The organism is Planococcus koreensis (genome assembly GCF_004761975.1).
Lineage (GTDB): Bacteria > Bacillota > Bacilli > Bacillales_A > Planococcaceae > Planococcus > Planococcus koreensis.
The window spans coordinates 56,830-74,665 of record NZ_RQII01000053.1 but is presented as its reverse complement, the minus strand read 5'-3'; the positions used below and the strand labels follow the sequence as shown (position 1 = coordinate 74,665).

Sequence of the window (17,836 nt, the reverse complement as noted above, 5' to 3'; positions counted from 1 at the left end):
GCCAAAAAAGTTCGCTGGCTAAAAAAGGATGTATTTCATGATATATTGGGTATACTCAAATGTAGGAAAGGGAGTGAGCTTTTTTTGACTAGTAAACTTTGGTTTCAAGTAGGGATTGGAATTATTCTTGCTTTAGTTATTATTCGATTATTCATAGAAGTCCAAGACATATTTGATCCATTATTCATCATTGCACAAACAATCTTTATTCCGCTGCTTTTGGGAGGCGTGCTGTTTTACTTGAGCCGCCCGCTTCTCCGCTTATTGGAGAAAAAGAAATTTCCGCGCTGGTCAGGAGTTTTGATCATTCTTTTGCTGATCATCCTGGTGTTCTACCTGCTTTATGCTATGGTAGGTCCGATGGTTTCCAAACAGGTCAACTCCCTGGTCGACAATGCTCCTGGCATTGCTGCAGATGTTGAAGAATACGGCATGTACTGGTTTAACCAGCGGGATCGCCTGCCGGATTCAATTGAAGAGCAGATCAACGGCATGCAAGGCAAGGTCGGAGACTGGGCCGGCAATGTAGGTTCGTGGGTTCTGGCATTCCTGGGCAGTGTTGTTTCGGGAGTGATTACTCTCGTGCTGGTGCCGTTCTTCTTGATTTACCTGCTGCTCGACCACGATAAATTCGCGCCGTTTATAGCCGGATTTTTCAAAGGGGAACGCAAAACATGGATCCGCAAGACCTTGAGCGATATCGACGAGACGCTGCAAGCTTATATCCAAGGGCAGCTCTTCGTCAGTTTCCTGGTTGGCATCATGCTGTTGATCGGCTACCTGATCATCGGCTTGGAATATGCGCTGCTGCTCGCAATCATCGGTATGGCGACAAACGTCATCCCGTTCCTGGGACCATATATTGCAGTTATTCCAGCTATTCTTATTGCGCTGGTGCAGGATCCGATCATGGCTGTTTATGTGGCGATCATCATGCTGATTGCGCAGCAGGTCGAGAGCAACCTCATTACGCCGAACGTGATGGGCAACGCGCTTGATGTCCATCCTTTGACGGTCATTACCTTGATTTTGGCTGCAGGGAATATTGCCGGCTTGTGGGGAATCATTCTGGCGATCCCGGTTTATGCTGTGTTGAAAACGATTGCCAAGAACGTCTATGCACGCCGAAAAGACATTAGGCAAACCGCTACGAAAGAAGTGTAGCAACGTGGGAATCAAGATTGTCCCATTGTGAATAAAATAAGAGGGGAAATTTTTCCTTTCCAGCCGCCGAAACCTTTTCGGCGGCTTTTTTATGCGTTCATAGCGAAAGAAAGCTGAAATACGGGGCCTGTAAATTTCTGACGCTCTCTTCCTTATATCTTGACGTAAAATAGTTTACCCCCTAAACTGTTATTTAGTTGAGGGGGTAAACTATTATGGATGCACGAATTAAAGAAGCGGTGGATTTATTCACGGAAGTAATGGTTTATGGCACAGAGCGTGTCATCAAGTCGATCGATGATCCGTTATGGAAAGAGTACTCGCCTGAACAGATGCAAATGCTTAAACTGATCAGCAAAGAGCAGCGCATTACCTCGGGCCGGCTGGCAGTGCTTCAAGCCGTACATAAAAGCGCCATTTCAAGCCGCATCAAAAAGATGCTGGAAAAAGAGCTGATCCGAATAGTCGAAACGCCGAACCGCAGGGAAAAGGTGCTCGAACTGACCCCGAAAGGCGAAGAGGTTCTGCTGGCATCGGACACGGTGCTGACGAATTATATTGAGAAACTATTCAGCCAGCAAATCGGCGATGCGGAAATTGACCAGTTCCTGGCGACGTTCCGCAAACTGAAAGACATTATCACAACGGATGGAGTGTAAAAGATGCATACAGTATTGAAATTGAAATGGCCGATCATGATCGGGTTGATCGTCTTGACGATCGCGTTGTTCTTATTGGCGCCAAATTTAACGGAACAGGCGGAACAAGCAGGATCGTTCCAGCTTTCAGAACAAGCTTCTTCCCAACAGGCAGCCACTATTTTAGCGGAAGCAGGGGCTTCGGCACAGACGATTTCCCTGGTCATGCCGCTTGAAAACGAATTGGATGACGCCATGCGCAAAACGTTGTCAGAGATGGCGGCAGAAATCGAAGCGCTTGGAGATCCAGTCGCAAGCGTGCTGAATCCGGTTGAAAGTCCGGAACTCGAAGGGCAATTGGTATCGGAAGACGGCAAGACGGTCTTGATGCCGGTAACGGTCGATGGCTCGGACGAAGAAGTCAATGCCGTTGCTGCCGACATCCGGGAATCGGTCGTTCCGGAAGGCATGACCGCGTATGTAACCGGTGAAGCCATCATCAACAACGACGTCAACATCAGTGCGCAGGAAGGCTTGAAGCGCACCGAAATCATCACAGTAGTGTTGATCTTCGGTTTATTGCTGGCAGTATTCCGTTCGATCGTCACACCGTTTATCCCGCTCGTTGCGGTTGGCATCACGTATCTATTGAGCCAATCGCTTGTGGCGTTCTTCATTGACTGGTTCGGATTTCCGGTGTCGAATTATACACAGATTTTCCTGGTAGCAATCCTTTTCGGAATCGGGACGGATTATTGCATCCTCTTACTGAGCCGCTACAAAGAGGAATTATCAGCTGGCCATAGCGTGGAGACGTCGATTGTCAACACGTATAAAACGGCGGGCCGCACATTGTTGATCAGTGGAGCAGCCGTATTTATCGGATTCTTTGCCATCGGCTTCGCGGAATTTCCGATTTTCAAATCGGCTGTTGCCGTAGCGGTGGGCATTTTCGTGCTGCTCATTGTGCTGTTCACCGTGGTGCCGTTCTTCATGGCGCTATTGAAGCATAAATTGTTCTGGCCGGCGAAAAAATCGGCTTCACATAAAGACAGCAAGTTGTGGATCTGGATGGGCAAATTGTCGATCAACCGTCCGTTGCTGTCGATGCTGGTCGTAGCTGCGATCACAATCCCGTTGCTGTTCACTTACGACAACGCGCTGTCTTTCAATACAGTCGATGAAATCGGTTCGGAATATGAATCGGTCAAAGGGCTGCGCGCTATTGAAAACGGCTTCGGGAAAGGGGATTCGCTGCCGGTCGAAGTGATTATCGAGTCAGATGCATACTTGGCTGACGAAGCGGTTGTCCCGTATTTCGAGTCTGTAAGTTCAGAAATCGAAAAAATTGACGGCGTTGAAGCGGTTCGCGCAATCACACGCCCGACAGGCGAAGTGATTGACGACCTGTATGCCGACCGCCAAATCGGCTTGCTGGCGGAAGGGCTGGCAGAAGCGAGGGATGGTTTGGGCGATGTGCAAACGGGCCTCGCTGAAATCGAAACCAATTTGTCCGGCATCAGTGCGCAAGCAGGAGGCGCTGGCGGCTTAGGGGATGCTGCAGCGGGGCTTGGGGAGTTAAATGCCCAGCTCGGCCAAGTTTCACAAGGCCTTCAGCAGACAGGCAATATTCCGCAGACGGTTGGCGCGTTGACGCAAATCAGCGGCGGCCTGGCACAAGTCCAGCAAGGGCTTGCAGGTGCTGCAGCCCAAACAGGTGAACTCGGCTCGGGGCTGGGGCAGCTGGCAGAAGGCGTCGGTGCGTCGAATGACGGCTTGCTGCAAATCCAGGACGGCTTAACGGAAGCTGTGGCGATGATGGAGGACATGAGTGAAAGTGAATCTGTCCGCGCTACAGGGCTCTTTATTCCGGAAGGCACTTTGGACAGCCCTGATTTTGAGCAGGTGCTGGAACGCTACACATTTGCAGATGGCAATGGCGTGAAAATGGAGGTCATTTTAGCGGACGACCCTTATTCGCCTGAAGCGATTGACACAACGGCAGAAATCAAAGAAACTGTTGCGCGCAGTGTTGTCGATACGCCGCTTGAACAAGCGGATATCGCATACGGCGGCATTGCAAGCATCAACAGCGATTTGCAGGACGTCTCATCGAGCGACTTCAGCAAGACCGTCCTTATCATGCTGGTCAGCTTGTTCGTCGTCCTTGCATTGTTGTTCCGTTCGTTGATCATGCCGCTTTACATGATCGGCTCATTGCTTTTGACGTATTACACGTCGATTGCCATTGCCGAACTGATTTTCGTCAACGCCCTTGGCTATGACGGCATCAGCTGGGCTGTACCGTTCTTCGGCTTTGTGATGCTGGTGGCGCTCGGCGTCGACTATTCCATCTTCCTGCTCGACCGCTTCCGCGAAGAGTCGGAAAATGGCATCAGCGTCCGGGAGGCCATGCAGATTTCCATGGCGAAAATGGGAACGGTCATCATCACGGCTGCGATTATCCTTGCTGGAACTTTCGGCGCGATGATGCCTTCAGGCGTCCTCAGTTTGGTCCAGATTGCGACAATCGTCATCACGGGGCTGCTGTTGTATGGCTTGATCGTCTTGCCGCTCCTGATCCCGGCGATTTCCGTGTCATTCGACCGCGGCGTCTGGTGGCCGTTCGGCATGAAAAATCGGACAAAATAAGAGAGATGCTGCCTTCGGGCGGCATTTTTCTGTTTAATGGGGGAATGGGCCATGCCGTGGTATAATGAAAATATATTGACTAAATGAAACGGGGTTTCCAACGTGCTTACATTTGAAGAAAAACTGAAAATCATTGAATCGTTTCCGGACCTGACACGCAAAGACGTGTCGATGAAACGCGTGAACTTCCATTACGAAGATAGCCTGTACGACAAGAAAATCGTCGTCTACCATCTTCATCCAACTGGCAACGGCTTTGTTTATGTCGGCAACTTGCCGCAATACAAAGCGGACAACAAAGGGTTTGTCAACATCCGCGATTTCTCGGAAAAAGAGCTGCACAGCATTGTCGCCGACTCAATCGATTACCTGTCGCTTGAACCGGAGCCGCCTTACGACAAAACATGGACAAACCGGGACAATGAAAAATTGGACCTGGTCTACGAAGAACCGTTCTGGAATCTTTACACAGGCAAGAACCTCGAGGAAACCTTCGGCACGTTTAGCGATGCTGAAGATTACCTGCTTGAACAAGGGTTCAAAGAACCGAAATAATGGACATCCGGCTGCTCGGGAAAGAAGAACCGCTGCCGATGGAGCTATTGCTTGAAGCGGATCCTTCGGAAAAGATGGTTCATTCCTATTGCGCTGAAAGCCGGGTCTACGCTGTGAAAAATGGCGGTGGCACAATAGGTGTGCTCGTCCTTTTCCCGCTGGATGCGGCCGCTGCCGAGATCAAAAACATTGCAGTCGCTGAAAGTGTTCGCGGCAACGGGCTTGGGAAAAAAATGATCTCTCATGCCTTAGCGGAAGCCAGACGCTTGGGGTTCCGTAAAGTTTTGATCGGCACTGGCAATTCGAGCCTTGGCCAGCTGGCGTTATACCAAAAATGCGGATTTCGCATGGTGTCCATCGACCGCGGATTTTTTCTGAGGAATTATCCGGAGCCGATTGTCGAGAACGGCATCCCCTGCGAGGACATGGTCCGGCTTGAATACGAGTTGTTTTGAAACCCTTCCACATACGGAAGGGTTTTTTTATGCCCAAAATTAAAAAGGAGCAAGGTATTTAGGGCAATACTGCATCATTCCAAAAAGAAAATTTCGCTTTAGCGAAATAAGTGTTGCGCTTTAAAGTAATTTAAATTACTATTAAAAGTAATAAGAGGAGGGGTAATGTGGAGGAAATCAGATTGAATTGTGCTTTATTGAGAAAACGTGTCCCCAATTTAACAACGGCTGCAAAAGAGGCCGGCATCCGGCCTGCAACTGTATCGAACCTTTGCACAGGCAAAATCGACTTGGGGAAAGCGGAAGTCAAAACGCTGGTAGGCCTTGCAAAGTTAGCGAATTGCACAGTTGATGAATTGATCATTCGAGGGGAGAAGATGAAAATGATTGAAACGCAGATCAAAGCATTTGATTTTTTCGCACCGCTAGTCAAAGGCGGCACAACCGGGATTGTGGCAAGGCCTGGAATGGGCCAGCTCGTCATCATCGCCGAATTGCTGCATCGCTTTAAAGGGACAGAGCTTAAAACGGTGTATTTGATGCCTGAAAGCATCCATCCTGAACTTGAAGGCATCGTGGAGCTGGCAGACCATGCAAGCAGCTCGATCACAGAAACCTTGGAACTTTTAAAGCGATATGGAGACAATGCAGTGCTTGTCACCGATAAAGGGCGCATCGATTCAGGTCAATTATTCGAGTTGCAGGACGGGTTGCAAGGGCAAACCGCAACAACGCTTTTGGTCGATCTTTCCGGTGAAGTGGTCGACGATGATTTCCCATTCGGGCCGCTGGAAACGCTGTGGCAACTCGATGCGGATTTGGCGGCGCGGCATCAATATCCCGCTTTAAGCCCTTTGCATTCCGCTTCGTCAATTCTCGAAGAAGCAGAGGTGAGCGAACGGCATCTGCAGCTTCGCCAGCGTGTACAAAAAACTTTGCGCCGTTACCGTGAATTGCGGTCAATCGCAGTGGTCCATGGAATAGAGCGGATTCCACAACATGAAAGGGAAGTTTATCACAGAGGCGAACGGCTTGAAGCGTATTTCACCCAGCCTTTGTTTGTAGCGGAAGAGTTCAGTGGAAAAAAAGCGGCATCGGTTTCGCTGCAGGACACATTGGCTGGAGCAGAAGCGATTTTGGCTGGTGCGGCTGATGGCCGCGACTTGTCGGAGTTGCAATATACGGGAGCATTGAAAGGGGCATGATGCCTCTTTTTTTTATTGTCCAAAGAATCTTGCCGGCGCAAGTCCAACAGCCGGAAAGGCACAATAGTTTGATGTAAAAAGAGGAAAAATGGATGAACATTCGGTATGCTAATAGCAAGAGGTGATTTCATGTTCAAGAAAGTGACCTTATTTACAGATCGATTGGAAGAAATGAAAGGGTTTTACGAATACCAGATGGGCTTCCGCATTGTCGAAGAAGACAGTGGCAGCTTCACTCTGGCTATTGGGAGCTCCACCTTGATTTTTAAAGAATCAGAGCGGAAAGCTGTCTACCATTTTGCGTTCAATATTCCAGGCAACCAATTCACGTTAGCCAAAAGCTGGGCCGCTTCGCGGGTTTCGCTGAACAGGCAGGAAGGCATGGACGAAGTTTTCTACGCAAATTTCAATGCAGATGCATTCTACTTCCAGGATCCTGCAGGCAATGTCGTTGAATTTATCGGCCGCCGGAACGTCGACCGGATGGGGGACTTCACAATCGACTCCTTGCTCAACATCAGTGAAGTGAGCATCACGACGCCTTTCGTTGAAAGGGTCGGGGAGCAGTTGGAAGATATGGACATCCCAGTGCGCGGCAATAAAGGCATCGAAGCGAAGGCGTTGAATTTTCTCGGACAAGGCGATGCTTTTATCCTGCTTGTAGCTCCAAAGCGCGTGTGGTATTTCTCAAAGCAAAAAAGCGAGGTTCATCCGTTGGCGATCGAGCTGGTGGATGGGCGCCAGATTGAAATTGACGAGGAAGGGCATTTTTTGGAGACGCGCCCGTCCAAGCCTGTTGAAGAAGGGCTTGAGAACATGGGGTTTTCGGGTGTCGTTCTACTGAAGAAAGAACAACTTTGGACGATTGCCAAAGGTTTTGCGGATCGCGCAAATGAAAGGCCGAATTCGCTGGGCACCCGTTTCGCCATTGCATCTGGCTGCAAAATCTTCACGGCAGTGGCGATATGCCAATTGGTTGAAGAAGGAAAGCTGAGTTTTGAAGACCGTCTGTCGTCTTTGCTGCCGGAATCGTTTCCTCATTTCGATGTGACGCTGCATCATTTGCTGACACATACATCTGGAATTCCGGATTATTTCGATGAAGAGCAAAACGCCAGCTTTGAAGAGCTTTGGAAAACACATCCGATGTATTTGATGAAATCTGCGTCGGATTTCATCCCTCTTTTCCATAAAAAAGAAATGCTTTTTCAACCGGGTGAAAAGTTCCAGTATAATAACGCCGGATTTATCGCTCTAGGACTGGTAGTTGAGAAAATAACAGGACAGCCGTTTACGGAGTTTGTGGAACAACGGATTTTTGCGCCGGCAGGCATGGTGAACTCGGGGTATTTCAGCCTTGACCAATTGCCTTCCGAAACCGCTTATGGCTATATCTCCGAAGGCGATTCATGGCGGACGAACCAGTACGCGGTTCCAATCAAAGGCGGACCGGATGGCGGTGCTTTCGCAACAGCGGGGGACATGGTCTTGTTCTGGGAGCATTTAATGGATGGGTCGCTGGTGTCCAAGGAGATGCTTGCCAGGATGCTGAAGCCGCATGCGTCGAGCCGCTACAATGATTATGGCTACGGTGTTTGGATGTCACGCGGCGGCGAACAAAAATACTTTGTCACTGGATGGGATCCGGGCGTCAGCTTCCAATCGGCCTATTATGCTGATAAGGGAGCTATCCTTGCTGTGTTAGCCAATCATAGCGAAAGCGCATATGAAGCGATGAAACTTGTTGAACGGTCATTAATTGAACAGAAATGACACTGGTTATCTAATCTAAAACGGGGTGAAGGCATGGAAGGGAAAAAAATAGCGATTTTTATCGTTGGTGGAACGCTGCTGGCGATTATTCTGATTTTTTTAGGGTTCCAATGGTATTTTCAAATGAATCCAACGCAATAAAAAAAGCGCAGCCGCGGGGCTGCGCTTTTTATTGAACCAAAAAACAGGCTCTTCCGAAGAAGAGCCTGAAATAGGTAGCTTAGAATTAAGCTTTTTGTACGTTAGTAGCTTGAAGACCGCGTTGGCCTTGCTCGATGTCGAAAGTTACTTCTTGACCTTCGTCAAGAGATTTAAATCCTTCGCTTTGGATAGCTGAGAAATGTACGAATACATCGTCGCCGCCTTCGCGTTCGATGAAGCCAAATCCTTTTTCTGAGTTAAACCATTTTACTTTACCTTGTTCCATGTGTGTTTCCTCCTCGTATGCGTAAGCATACATTGTATTACTATCCTTGCTCAAATCTTGCAGATGGACATCTGACACTTTGTAAAAAGTTATCCGAACAAAAATAATTCTTCCTAAGAATAACACGGGTTTTTACATATTGCAAGCCAAATGATGAAATTGTATAATCTACTCCTTGGACATTGTACGGAAAACTGCGCAGAACGTAGGGTTAAGCGCGAAAAGGGGGCATTTATTAGATGAGAAAAATAATGGTTGTGGGTGTATCTGCAGGAGTCGGGAAGTCGACTTTTGCAGCAAATCTTGGAGGAATACTGGATCTGCCAGTCCACCATCTTGATTCCTACCATTGGAAGCCGGGCTGGCAAGAAGCTGAAAAGGAAGAGTTCGAATCAGTCCAGTACAATATCGTCAAAAGGGACCGTTGGATCATTGAAGGCAATTATTCTTCAACTTTCGATATCCGCACGGCTCAGGCAGATACGTTCATTTATTTGGAGCTGCCGCTTCGTGTCTGCCTGTACCGTGTCTTAAAGCGCTGGCTGTCGAATATCGGAAAGACCCGCCCCGATATGGGTGAAGGGTGCCCGGAAAAGATGGAATGGGAATTTCTCAAGTTTATCGTGACGACCTATGCAGCGCGCAAAGTGAAGATGCGCAGCAGAATGCGCAGTTTCCTGGAAGCGCGTGATGGCAATAAAGTGATCTTGTTATCTGGAAAAAAAGAGATAGCGGGTTTTCTGGAAACAGTGGATAAAGAGCGGATTGCTTGAAAAAAAGGCAAGATGATTTTTCGGGGACGTGCTATTCTTAAGGTATAAATTAGACGATTAGGAGAATGGCCATGACGCATCTATATGAAGGGACCATCGTAAACCAGCAATTGCATGAAAAGCAGCCAATGCATATGAAGCGGCTGTACTTGGAAGACTTGCCGATTATTGAACAAGTCCAGCAGAAGGTCATCGACTCATTGCCCGATAAAACGGTCCTGCAGCCCTTGACCACAGAAGAATTCCTGTTCATATTGAATGAACGCGGATTGCTGGTCGGTGCATTCGCCGAAGGGCAATTGATCGGCTTCAGGGCGCTGCTCATTCCGGAGATTGACGAAGAGCATCTGGGCTATGATCTCGGGCTGCCGGCGGAAGAGCTGCCGCATGTCATTTATCAGGAAATTTCAGTGGTGCTGCCTGAGTACCGCGGCAATAGGCTGCAACAGAAATTGGCGGAAGTCATCATGGAAGAATTGCCGAAGATGGAAGAACAGTTCCGTTATGTTTGCTGTACTGTGGCCCCGATGAACATCCCGAGCTTGAAGGATAAGTTTTCCCAACATATGCATATCGGTGCCTTTAAAGAAAAATATGAAGGAATGCAGCGTTACATCCTGGTCAAGGACCTGAAAAACCCTGCTCCTAAATACACGGACCACACGGCAGCCAAGATTGATGATTTGGAGGCGCAGAAGTCCTTGCTTGAAGAAGGATATGAAGGAATCGGCTTCTTGGTCACCAAAGGGTATTATGAAATTCAATTTGCAAAACCAGTTCTTTAATATAAAGCCGGCAAAAAGCGATAATGCTTTTTTGTCGGCTTTTTAATGGGTATTTTTGTAAGTTTGTCTGAATAAAATTGATTAAGACTATGGAATCACAAATAATTATAGAACTAAGGAAGAAACGGTTTGCGGTAGGGTAGGGAAATGATAGAATAATGTCATGACTATATTGGAGGGAATTTCAAAAAACGCATTAATTCTATACTAAGAGGTGTCCAATGAATATACAATTCGACCATATTCCGGAGTTTTCAATCATTGATCAGTTTGGACCTGAAAATCAGGAGATCAGTTCGATTGTATACAATTCCGCAGACTCGGCAGAACGCGCTGCGTTCTTCTGCGTAACTGGAGAAAATACAGACGGCCATCTTTATATTCCAGAAGCGTTGGAAAAAGGGGCATCAGCGATTATCGGCTCCGATTTAGCGGCGTTGACAAAATACGTACCGCTTTATCCGGATGTTTCGTTTGTCGCAGTAGCAGATGTGCGCCATGCGCTTGCACATGCTTCAATCCTTTTTCACGGCAGATCCCAAGACCGGCTGATCAAAGTCGGGGTCACTGGGACTAATGGAAAAACCACGACAGCCACATATGTTTATAACCTATTTAATTTGCTCGGGATCGCTTGCGGGTTCATCGGCACGACAGGCATCTTTAATTCCGATGGGAAATTCCCGTATAAAAAAAGCACCCCTACAACACCGATTTCTTCAGATATCCATCAAATTTTTTCACAATTGGCGGCTCACGGCGACCAGGCGGTTTCGATGGAAGTTTCGTCGATTGCACTGGACCAAAAGCGTGTGGAAGGCATTAATTTTGATGTCGCCATCCATACCAATATTTCCGAAGAGCACCTGGAATACCACAAAACATTCGAACATTACCTGAAAAGTAAATTACTGTTGTTTAGCCAGGCGAAACACGCTGTCATCAATTTGGATGATAAAGGAATGGCACAGGAGATTTTAGCCGTCGTCAATTATCCAGGCCTGACTTACAGCCATTTTGAAGATTCCGGTGCAGATTTGATCTGGACGAGGCTGGAAGGTGCAGGGATGGGCATGCGCTTCGACCTTCATTATAAAGGACAGGTTTTTGACGTCCAAGTGCCGCTGTTCGGCGAATACAATGCGGCCAATTTAACGGCTGCTATCGGAGCAGCTTTATTGTCCGGCGCATCAATGGAGCAGATTATCTCAGTGCTGCCAAGAATGCCGCAGGTGGAAGGCCGTTTCCAGATGATTGCAGGCCCGGAAGGCCGGAAAATCATTTTGGACTATGCGCATACGCCGGTTGCGCTCGACTTGGTCATGCGTGAAGTGAAGAAGCTGCCCCATAAGCGTTTGATCACGCTTATTGCAGGCATCGGCATCCGTGATTTCGGGAAAATGCCGAAAATGGCAAAAGCGGCTGAAGGCAAGGCGGATGTCATCATTGTCACTGTTGACCATCCCGACTTCAACAACCCGGACGACGTCGTCAATGAAGTGCTCAAAGGGTTTACGGTCCCTTACAAACAGCAAGTCGTGCCAGTTCCCACCCGCCGTGAAGCGGTAATGGCCGCATTGCGTGAAAGCGGTCCGGATGACATTATCCTCTTGTCGAGCGGCTGCATTAATGGAGCCCAGAAGATACGCGGGGAATTTGTGCCGCATTCGGATGAAGAGATTATCGAAAGCTATTTCGAAGGATTAAAATAGCGTATTTCACTGCGGAAAATCCCTTTTTCCTGCCATCTTGTGTTTATAATATAGAAGAGAAGCTTTATAAACGACTTTGAATTGGAGTGAATGGAATGCAATATCGTACAGAGAAAGACACGATCGGCGAAATTCAAGTAGAAGCGGACAAAATGTGGGGAGCCCAGACTCAGCGCAGCGTCCAAAACTTTGCAATCGGCACAGAACGTATGCCGCATGAAGTCGTTATGGCCTTCGCGGAATTGAAAAAAGCGGCTGCCAAAGCGAACCATAAATTAGGCAAGCTTTCTGAAGCGAAAATGCAAGCGATCAGCGCAGCGGCGGATGAAGTGATTGCAGGTAAATGGGACGACCATTTCCCGCTTGTCGTATGGCAGACAGGAAGCGGTACGCAATCCAATATGAACATGAACGAAGTATTGGCGCGCCGTGGAAACGAAATCCTGGCGGAGCAATCGTCAGAGGAAAAACTCCATCCCAACGATGACGTGAACATGTCACAGAGCTCGAATGATACATACCCGACAGCAATGCACGTGGCGGGTGTTTTAGCGGTAACAGAAAACCTGATCCCGGCTATCCAAAAATTGAAGGCGACGCTTGATGAGAAGGCGCAGAAATTCAATGACGTCATCAAAATCGGCCGTACGCATCTGCAGGATGCTACGCCATTGACATTGGGGCAGGAGATCAGCGGCTGGAGACATATGCTTGAAAAGAGCGAACGCATGGTGCGTGAAAGCGTCGAATATATGCGCGAACTTGCTATCGGCGGAACTGCTGTCGGAACCGGCATCAATGCGGATCCGACATTCGGTCCATCGGTTGCTGACTTCATCAGTGAATCTGTCGGCACGAAATTCGTTTCAGCAGAAAACAAATTCCATGCATTGACGAGCCACGATGAAATGGTTTACACGCACGGCGCGATCAAAGCGCTTGCAGCCGACGCCATGAAAATCGCAAACGATGTCCGTTGGCTTGCCAGCGGACCACGCAGCGGCATCGGCGAAATCACGATTCCGGCAAACGAGCCAGGAAGCTCGATCATGCCTGGGAAAGTCAACCCGACGCAAAGCGAAGCATTGACGATGGTAGCTGCTCAAGTAATGGGCAACGACGCGGCAATCGGCTTCTCAGCAAGCCAAGGGAATTTCGAATTGAACGTTTTCAAACCAGTTATCGCCTATAACTTCCTGCAGTCTGTACGCTTGTTGACAGACAGCTTGGTCAGCTTCAACGATCATTGCGCAGTCGGCATCGAGGCGAACCTGGATGTCATCCAGAACCACGTAAGCAATTCATTGATGCTGGTAACGGCTTTGAATCCACATATCGGGTATGAGAAAGCAGCGGCAATCGCGAAGCAAGCTCATAACGATGGCTCGACGTTAAAAGAATCCGCAGTGAAAAGCGGCCATTTGACGGCTGACCAATTCGACGAATGGGTCCGTCCGGAGAACATGGTTGGAAACTGAATAGAAGAGAAAGGGCTGTCGAGATATCTTCGATAGCCTTTTTCATTTGTTAAGGTGATTTGGGTGACGATATTCCGCAAAACAGCTACGCTTGCCGCGGGCGAGCGCCAAGCCTCCTCAGCTCGCTATCGCGTGCTTGCGGGGTCTCGGCTGTCTCGCTTTCCCGCAGGCAAGACTTACCCGAAGCTTGCGAAGGCAAGTCTTTGCGACGAAGTGCGTAGCACTGCAGGAGCAGTAAGGTTTTCTCCGCTGTTTTGCTCCATATCTGGAGATTTTAAACAAAGTACAGAAACTTCTACCTTTCATGTTCTTTAATAAGAGAAATGACTCGCTATTAAGAAAAACCTTTGAATGAAGCGGAAGGCGGCGACTCCAGCGGGCAAAGCCTGAGCTGAGGGCCCCGCAGGAGCGTAGCGACGAGGAGACTGAAGCCAGGCCCGCGGAAAGCGTCCGCCTGAAGCGCAGTGAAAAGGAAATAAGTAGCATCTTAATAGTCTCAAAGCAGAGCTTCCTGCGAAGGGTTTTATTCGGCGGGCGTCGAAGTAGGTAGCGGAAAGAACAATCAGAACAAAAGAGGTGCATGATGCAGAAAACATTTATGATGTCATGGAGCGGAGGAAAAGATTCGGCTTTGGCGTATTACCGGGCAGTGATGGGCGGCAATGTGCCGGTGGTGCTGTTTACGATGTTTGAACCGGATGGGGTGCGGTCGCGGTCTCATGGCCTGCCGCTTGAAGTCATGGAAGCGCAGGCGGAACGGATGGGCTTGCCGCTTGTCATCGGCAAAGCGGATTGGGCAGGGTACGAAGAAGAATTCATTCGCCAGCTGAAAAGCTTTAAGGCCCAAGGGATTGAAATGGGCGTCTATGGCGATATCGATTTGGACGATCATTTGCAATGGGTGCTGAAAGTGAGTGCTGAAGCGGATATGGAAGCGAGCCATCCGCTGTGGCAGGAGCCCCGCAAAGATTTGCTGCTGGAATTGGTAAGAGCGGGTTTTAAAGCGGTCATTACGGTAGTGGATGCGACGCGGATGGATGCGGCGTTTCTCGGCAGGGAATTCACGGAAGGGCTGATCGGAGAGCTTGAAGCGATCGGCATCGATCCTTGCGGCGAAGAAGGCGAATTTCATACGGTGGTTATCGATGGGCCGATTTTTGTTGAGGCGGTGCCGGTGGAATTCGGCGATAAAGTGATAAACGGAAATTACCATATGCTTGATGTGAAACTTCAAACCAAGGAGTGAGGGCGATGATTCAGTTTATGGGAATGGAAGAAAAGCATATTCGCCAAATGGCTGTGCTGCTGGCGAAAAGGCAGGAACGCGAACGTAAGGCTTTCCCTTATTTGCCTGCGCGTTTTGAAGAAATCGATGAAGCGGAAGGCGTGATCCGCAAAATGCTGGAACGCCCTTATGTCGGGGGAATTGTCGCAGTCCGCGGCATCGACGTGATCGGCTATTTGCTTTACGAGTTCAAGGAAAGCGCTGAACGCGGGCGCTATGTCTGGATGGGCTACGAATCGATTGCGGTCAGTGAACATGAGCATCCCCGGCTGGTGAGGCTGCTTTACGCTGACGCCGGAGCGGAATGGGTGAAAAATGGCTATTTCCATCATGCATTGATGGTGCCGCTTGCTGAACAAAAATTATTGAATGAATGGCTCGACCAGTCGTTTTATTTTGAACAAAAATACGCGCTGCTGCCGTTGGAAAAATACGAGCCAAAAAACGTATCGCCACAGCCGCCGCTGAAGATTCGCCGAGGCACCCCGGAGGACGTGCAGCTGTATAAGAAGATGGCCTTGTGGAACAGCATCCACCAAACGGCTGCGCCGTCGTGGAACCCCATCACGAAAGAAACGATGGAAGAAGTGAAAAAGGGCTATGAGGAACTGTCGGAAGAAGAGAATTCCTATGTCTGGATTGCTGAACAAGGTGAACAAGTAGCGGGATTCCATGTTTATTACAAAGACGGCGATCCATACAATCTGGTCATTCCGGAGAAATGCATCGAGCTGCCCGCAGCATCGACCAACCCGGATCTTCGGGGGCGGGGAGTAGGCAGGACGATGGCTGACCATTGTTTTGCGGAATTGCAGAAAGACGGCTTCGAGTATATTTTCGCTGACTGGCGCACTGCCAATCACTTGGCTTCTTACTTCTGGCCACGGTTGGGATTCGAGCCGGTCATGGTGCGGATGTCGCGCCAAATTGACCCGCGCATTGCCTGGGCGCATGGCCGTTGAATGGGTTTGAAGATTTTCCGGAAGGGTATTTTTTTAGAAACCTAAAGGAAAGAAGGAGATTCGATGGAGGTCCAGTCGGAGCGAGTAGAGGCGCATCATTCTGGAGATTTACGCAACGAATACGCTTCGCGTAATCTATGGTCAGGGCTCCTGTTCGGGATCGGTGGAATGGCGTTCGTGGATGAAGTGATTTTCCACCAATTGCTGCAATGGCATCATTTCTATGATTTATCGACTCCGCGCGTCGGGATATTTGCTGACGGATTGTTGAATTCGTTTGCCTGGTTTGCCGCGATTGGCGGATTATTCCTGTTTGCGGATCTCAGAAGGCGCAGCGCAGTATGGATGAAAAGATGGGTGGCTGCGGTTTTCCTTGGATCAGGGGGGTTCCAGCTGTTCGATGGCATCATCGATCACAAAGTCCTGCAAACCCACCAAATTCGGTATGGCGTTGAGCAGCTGCCGTATGATCTGGCGTGGAACATTTCTGGAGCGGTTTTATTGGTTATCGGCATTGCCCTTTTGATGCAGCTGAAAAAATCCGCACCGAAAGAAGGATGATAGAGTGGCAGTACATGGGCATGCCGAGCAGGTTTTCGGAGGACTTGAAGCGGCGGCAGTTATTGTGCTTGCCGCGCTTTTTGTTTTGTATCCAATGGCGGCTTTGGTGACAGGCAGGACATACAGGAAATGGCCGCTCCACCGGTATGTTTTCTGGGGCGGTGGGCTAGCGGCAATTGCAGCGGTGTTTTCAGGGCCGCTGGCTGAGCTGGCGCATTCGAACTTCAGAGCGCATATGGCGTCGCATTTATTGCTTGGAATGTTGGCGCCGCTGCTGCTGCTTTACGCAAAACCGGTAACATTATTATTGAGGACATTGAGCATTCCTGCAGCTAGAAAGCTGTCCCGGGCCTTGAAAAGCCGGTCCATAAAGCTTGTCAGCCATCCGGTGGCCGCGGCCTTCTTGAACATCGGAGGGTTATACGTACTTTACTTGACGGGTCTTTTCGAAGCGATGCACCGGTCGGAATGGCTGTATGCATTTATCCATCTCCACGTTTTTTAGCAGGCTACCTGTTCACGATGTCCATCATTTATATCGATGTAAGCTCGCACCGCTACGGCTTCATCTTGCGTTCGGCAGTCTTGATGGCCGCATTGGCCGCGCATAAAATCCTGGCCAAGCTGATTTACGCTGCACCGCCGCCCGGTGTCGGAAAAACGGATGGTGAGGCTGGTGCGCTATTGATGTACTACGGCGGAGATGCCATAGACTTGGCTTTGATCATCATCCTTTGCTATCAATGGTACAAGTCGACTGCTCCACAGGAAAGTTCACAGCGCAATTTGCTGAAATGAAAAACCTGCGTTTCCGCTCTGAAATCCCAGAGCGGAAACGCAGGTTTTTTTTAAGAACTAAGTGGTTGACAAATAACGATTACAAACGTAAACTGAAATTAATCGATTACAACTGTAAATGAAGGAGGGCCATTATGGCAGTAGAAGAGAAAGTGGAGATTACAGACGCTGAATGGGAAATCATGCGCGTCGTCTGGACGCTCGAGCAAGCCACAAGCAAAGAAATCATTGAAGTGCTCCAGGAAAAGAAAGATTGGAAGCCGGCAACGACGAAAACGTTTATCGGGCGCCTTGTCAAAAAAGGAATGCTGCTGGCAGCACCGCAAGGCAATAAATTCATTTATTCGGCCGGCATCAGCGAAGAAGGCAGTGTAAAAAGTGCGACGGACCGGTTATTTGGACAGATTTGCAGCCGTGCAGCAGGCAAAACAATCGCCGATATGATTTCGAAAGCATTGCTCAGCCATGAAGATATACAGCTGCTGCAGGCGGCGTTGGATGCGAAAAAGAGTGAGGCGGTTGATACGGTTCCTTGTAATTGTATTCCCGGCCAATGTAAATGCAAAAAAGAACATAATATAAATTGCCACTAACAAGCAAGGAGTTGAGAGCG

At 48.9% G+C, this 17,836-nt stretch carries 16 protein-coding genes and 1 pseudogene; 16 read left to right on the top strand and 1 reads right to left on the bottom strand.

The genetic code is table 11. From position 1 onward, the window contains the following. Positions 1 to 84 precede the first annotated feature (84 nt). The 7 genes from EGV91_RS12470 to EGV91_RS12440 all read left to right on the top strand — a co-directional run bounded on the left by EGV91_RS12470 (position 85) and on the right by EGV91_RS12440 (position 8,442). Complete coding sequence (locus tag EGV91_RS12470; protein WP_135504218.1) at positions 85 to 1,164, top strand: AI-2E family transporter; 1,080 nt, start codon at positions 85 to 87, stop codon at positions 1,162 to 1,164. A 215-nt stretch (positions 1,165 to 1,379) separates the two neighbouring features. Beyond that, positions 1,380 to 1,823, top strand: a complete 444-nt coding sequence (locus EGV91_RS12465; protein ID WP_135504216.1) for a MarR family winged helix-turn-helix transcriptional regulator — start codon at positions 1,380 to 1,382, stop codon at positions 1,821 to 1,823. A gap of 3 nt (positions 1,824 to 1,826) precedes the next feature. After that, positions 1,827 to 4,454 carry an MMPL family transporter gene (locus tag EGV91_RS12460; RefSeq protein ID WP_135504214.1) on the top strand — a complete coding sequence of 876 codons (2,628 nt, stop codon included), beginning with the start codon at positions 1,827 to 1,829 and terminating at the stop codon, positions 4,452 to 4,454. A 102-nt stretch (positions 4,455 to 4,556) separates the two neighbouring features. Continuing rightward, positions 4,557 to 5,009, top strand: a complete 453-nt coding sequence (locus EGV91_RS12455) for a hypothetical protein (RefSeq protein WP_135504212.1) — start codon at positions 4,557 to 4,559, stop codon at positions 5,007 to 5,009. Then, positions 5,009 to 5,464, top strand: a complete 456-nt coding sequence (locus tag EGV91_RS12450; RefSeq protein WP_135504211.1) for a GNAT family N-acetyltransferase — start codon at positions 5,009 to 5,011, stop codon at positions 5,462 to 5,464. The genes EGV91_RS12455 and EGV91_RS12450 overlap by 1 nt, the downstream gene beginning before the upstream one ends. Before the next feature lie 167 nt (positions 5,465 to 5,631). Next, positions 5,632 to 6,669 carry a F0F1 ATP synthase subunit beta gene (locus EGV91_RS12445; RefSeq protein WP_135504209.1) on the top strand — a complete coding sequence of 346 codons (1,038 nt, stop codon included), beginning with the start codon at positions 5,632 to 5,634 and terminating at the stop codon, positions 6,667 to 6,669. A gap of 129 nt (positions 6,670 to 6,798) precedes the next feature. Next, complete coding sequence (locus EGV91_RS12440; RefSeq protein ID WP_135504208.1) at positions 6,799 to 8,442, top strand: serine hydrolase; 1,644 nt, start codon at positions 6,799 to 6,801, stop codon at positions 8,440 to 8,442. 226 nt (positions 8,443 to 8,668) lie between these two features. Here the strand turns inward: EGV91_RS12440 and EGV91_RS12435 are convergent, their stop codons facing one another. Further along, a complete protein-coding gene (locus EGV91_RS12435; protein ID WP_006830093.1) occupies positions 8,669 to 8,869 on the bottom strand; it encodes a cold-shock protein in 201 nt (66 codons plus the stop codon). A 239-nt stretch (positions 8,870 to 9,108) separates the two neighbouring features. Here EGV91_RS12435 and EGV91_RS12430 point away from each other — a divergent pair, with 239 nt between their 5' ends. From EGV91_RS12430 to EGV91_RS12390, 9 genes and pseudogenes are all read left to right on the top strand, one after another. Beyond that, complete coding sequence (locus EGV91_RS12430; protein ID WP_135504206.1) at positions 9,109 to 9,642, top strand: P-loop NTPase family protein; 534 nt, start codon at positions 9,109 to 9,111, stop codon at positions 9,640 to 9,642. A 71-nt stretch (positions 9,643 to 9,713) separates the two neighbouring features. Continuing rightward, positions 9,714 to 10,427 (top strand): hypothetical protein, encoded by a 714-nt coding sequence (locus EGV91_RS12425; protein WP_135504205.1) that lies wholly within the window; start codon positions 9,714 to 9,716, stop codon positions 10,425 to 10,427. A 221-nt stretch (positions 10,428 to 10,648) separates the two neighbouring features. Then, a complete protein-coding gene (locus EGV91_RS12420; protein WP_135504204.1) occupies positions 10,649 to 12,139 on the top strand; it encodes a UDP-N-acetylmuramoyl-L-alanyl-D-glutamate--2,6-diaminopimelate ligase in 1,491 nt (496 codons plus the stop codon). 95 nt (positions 12,140 to 12,234) lie between these two features. Beyond that, complete coding sequence (fumC, locus tag EGV91_RS12415; protein ID WP_135504203.1) at positions 12,235 to 13,617, top strand: class II fumarate hydratase; 1,383 nt, start codon at positions 12,235 to 12,237, stop codon at positions 13,615 to 13,617. 583 nt (positions 13,618 to 14,200) lie between these two features. Then, positions 14,201 to 14,863 (top strand): Dph6-related ATP pyrophosphatase, encoded by a 663-nt coding sequence (locus EGV91_RS12410; RefSeq protein WP_135504201.1) that lies wholly within the window; start codon positions 14,201 to 14,203, stop codon positions 14,861 to 14,863. A gap of 5 nt (positions 14,864 to 14,868) precedes the next feature. Then, positions 14,869 to 15,864, top strand: coding sequence for a GNAT family N-acetyltransferase (locus tag EGV91_RS12405; protein WP_135504199.1), 996 nt, complete (start codon positions 14,869 to 14,871; stop codon positions 15,862 to 15,864). A gap of 63 nt (positions 15,865 to 15,927) precedes the next feature. Then, complete coding sequence (locus tag EGV91_RS12400; RefSeq protein WP_135504197.1) at positions 15,928 to 16,425, top strand: DUF2243 domain-containing protein; 498 nt, start codon at positions 15,928 to 15,930, stop codon at positions 16,423 to 16,425. A 94-nt stretch (positions 16,426 to 16,519) separates the two neighbouring features. Next, positions 16,520 to 17,223, top strand: a pseudogene (locus EGV91_RS17540) (cytochrome c oxidase assembly protein). 134 nt (positions 17,224 to 17,357) lie between these two features. After that, positions 17,358 to 17,816, top strand: coding sequence for a CopY/TcrY family copper transport repressor (locus EGV91_RS12390; protein ID WP_135504195.1), 459 nt, complete (start codon positions 17,358 to 17,360; stop codon positions 17,814 to 17,816). Positions 17,817 to 17,836 lie beyond the last annotated feature (20 nt).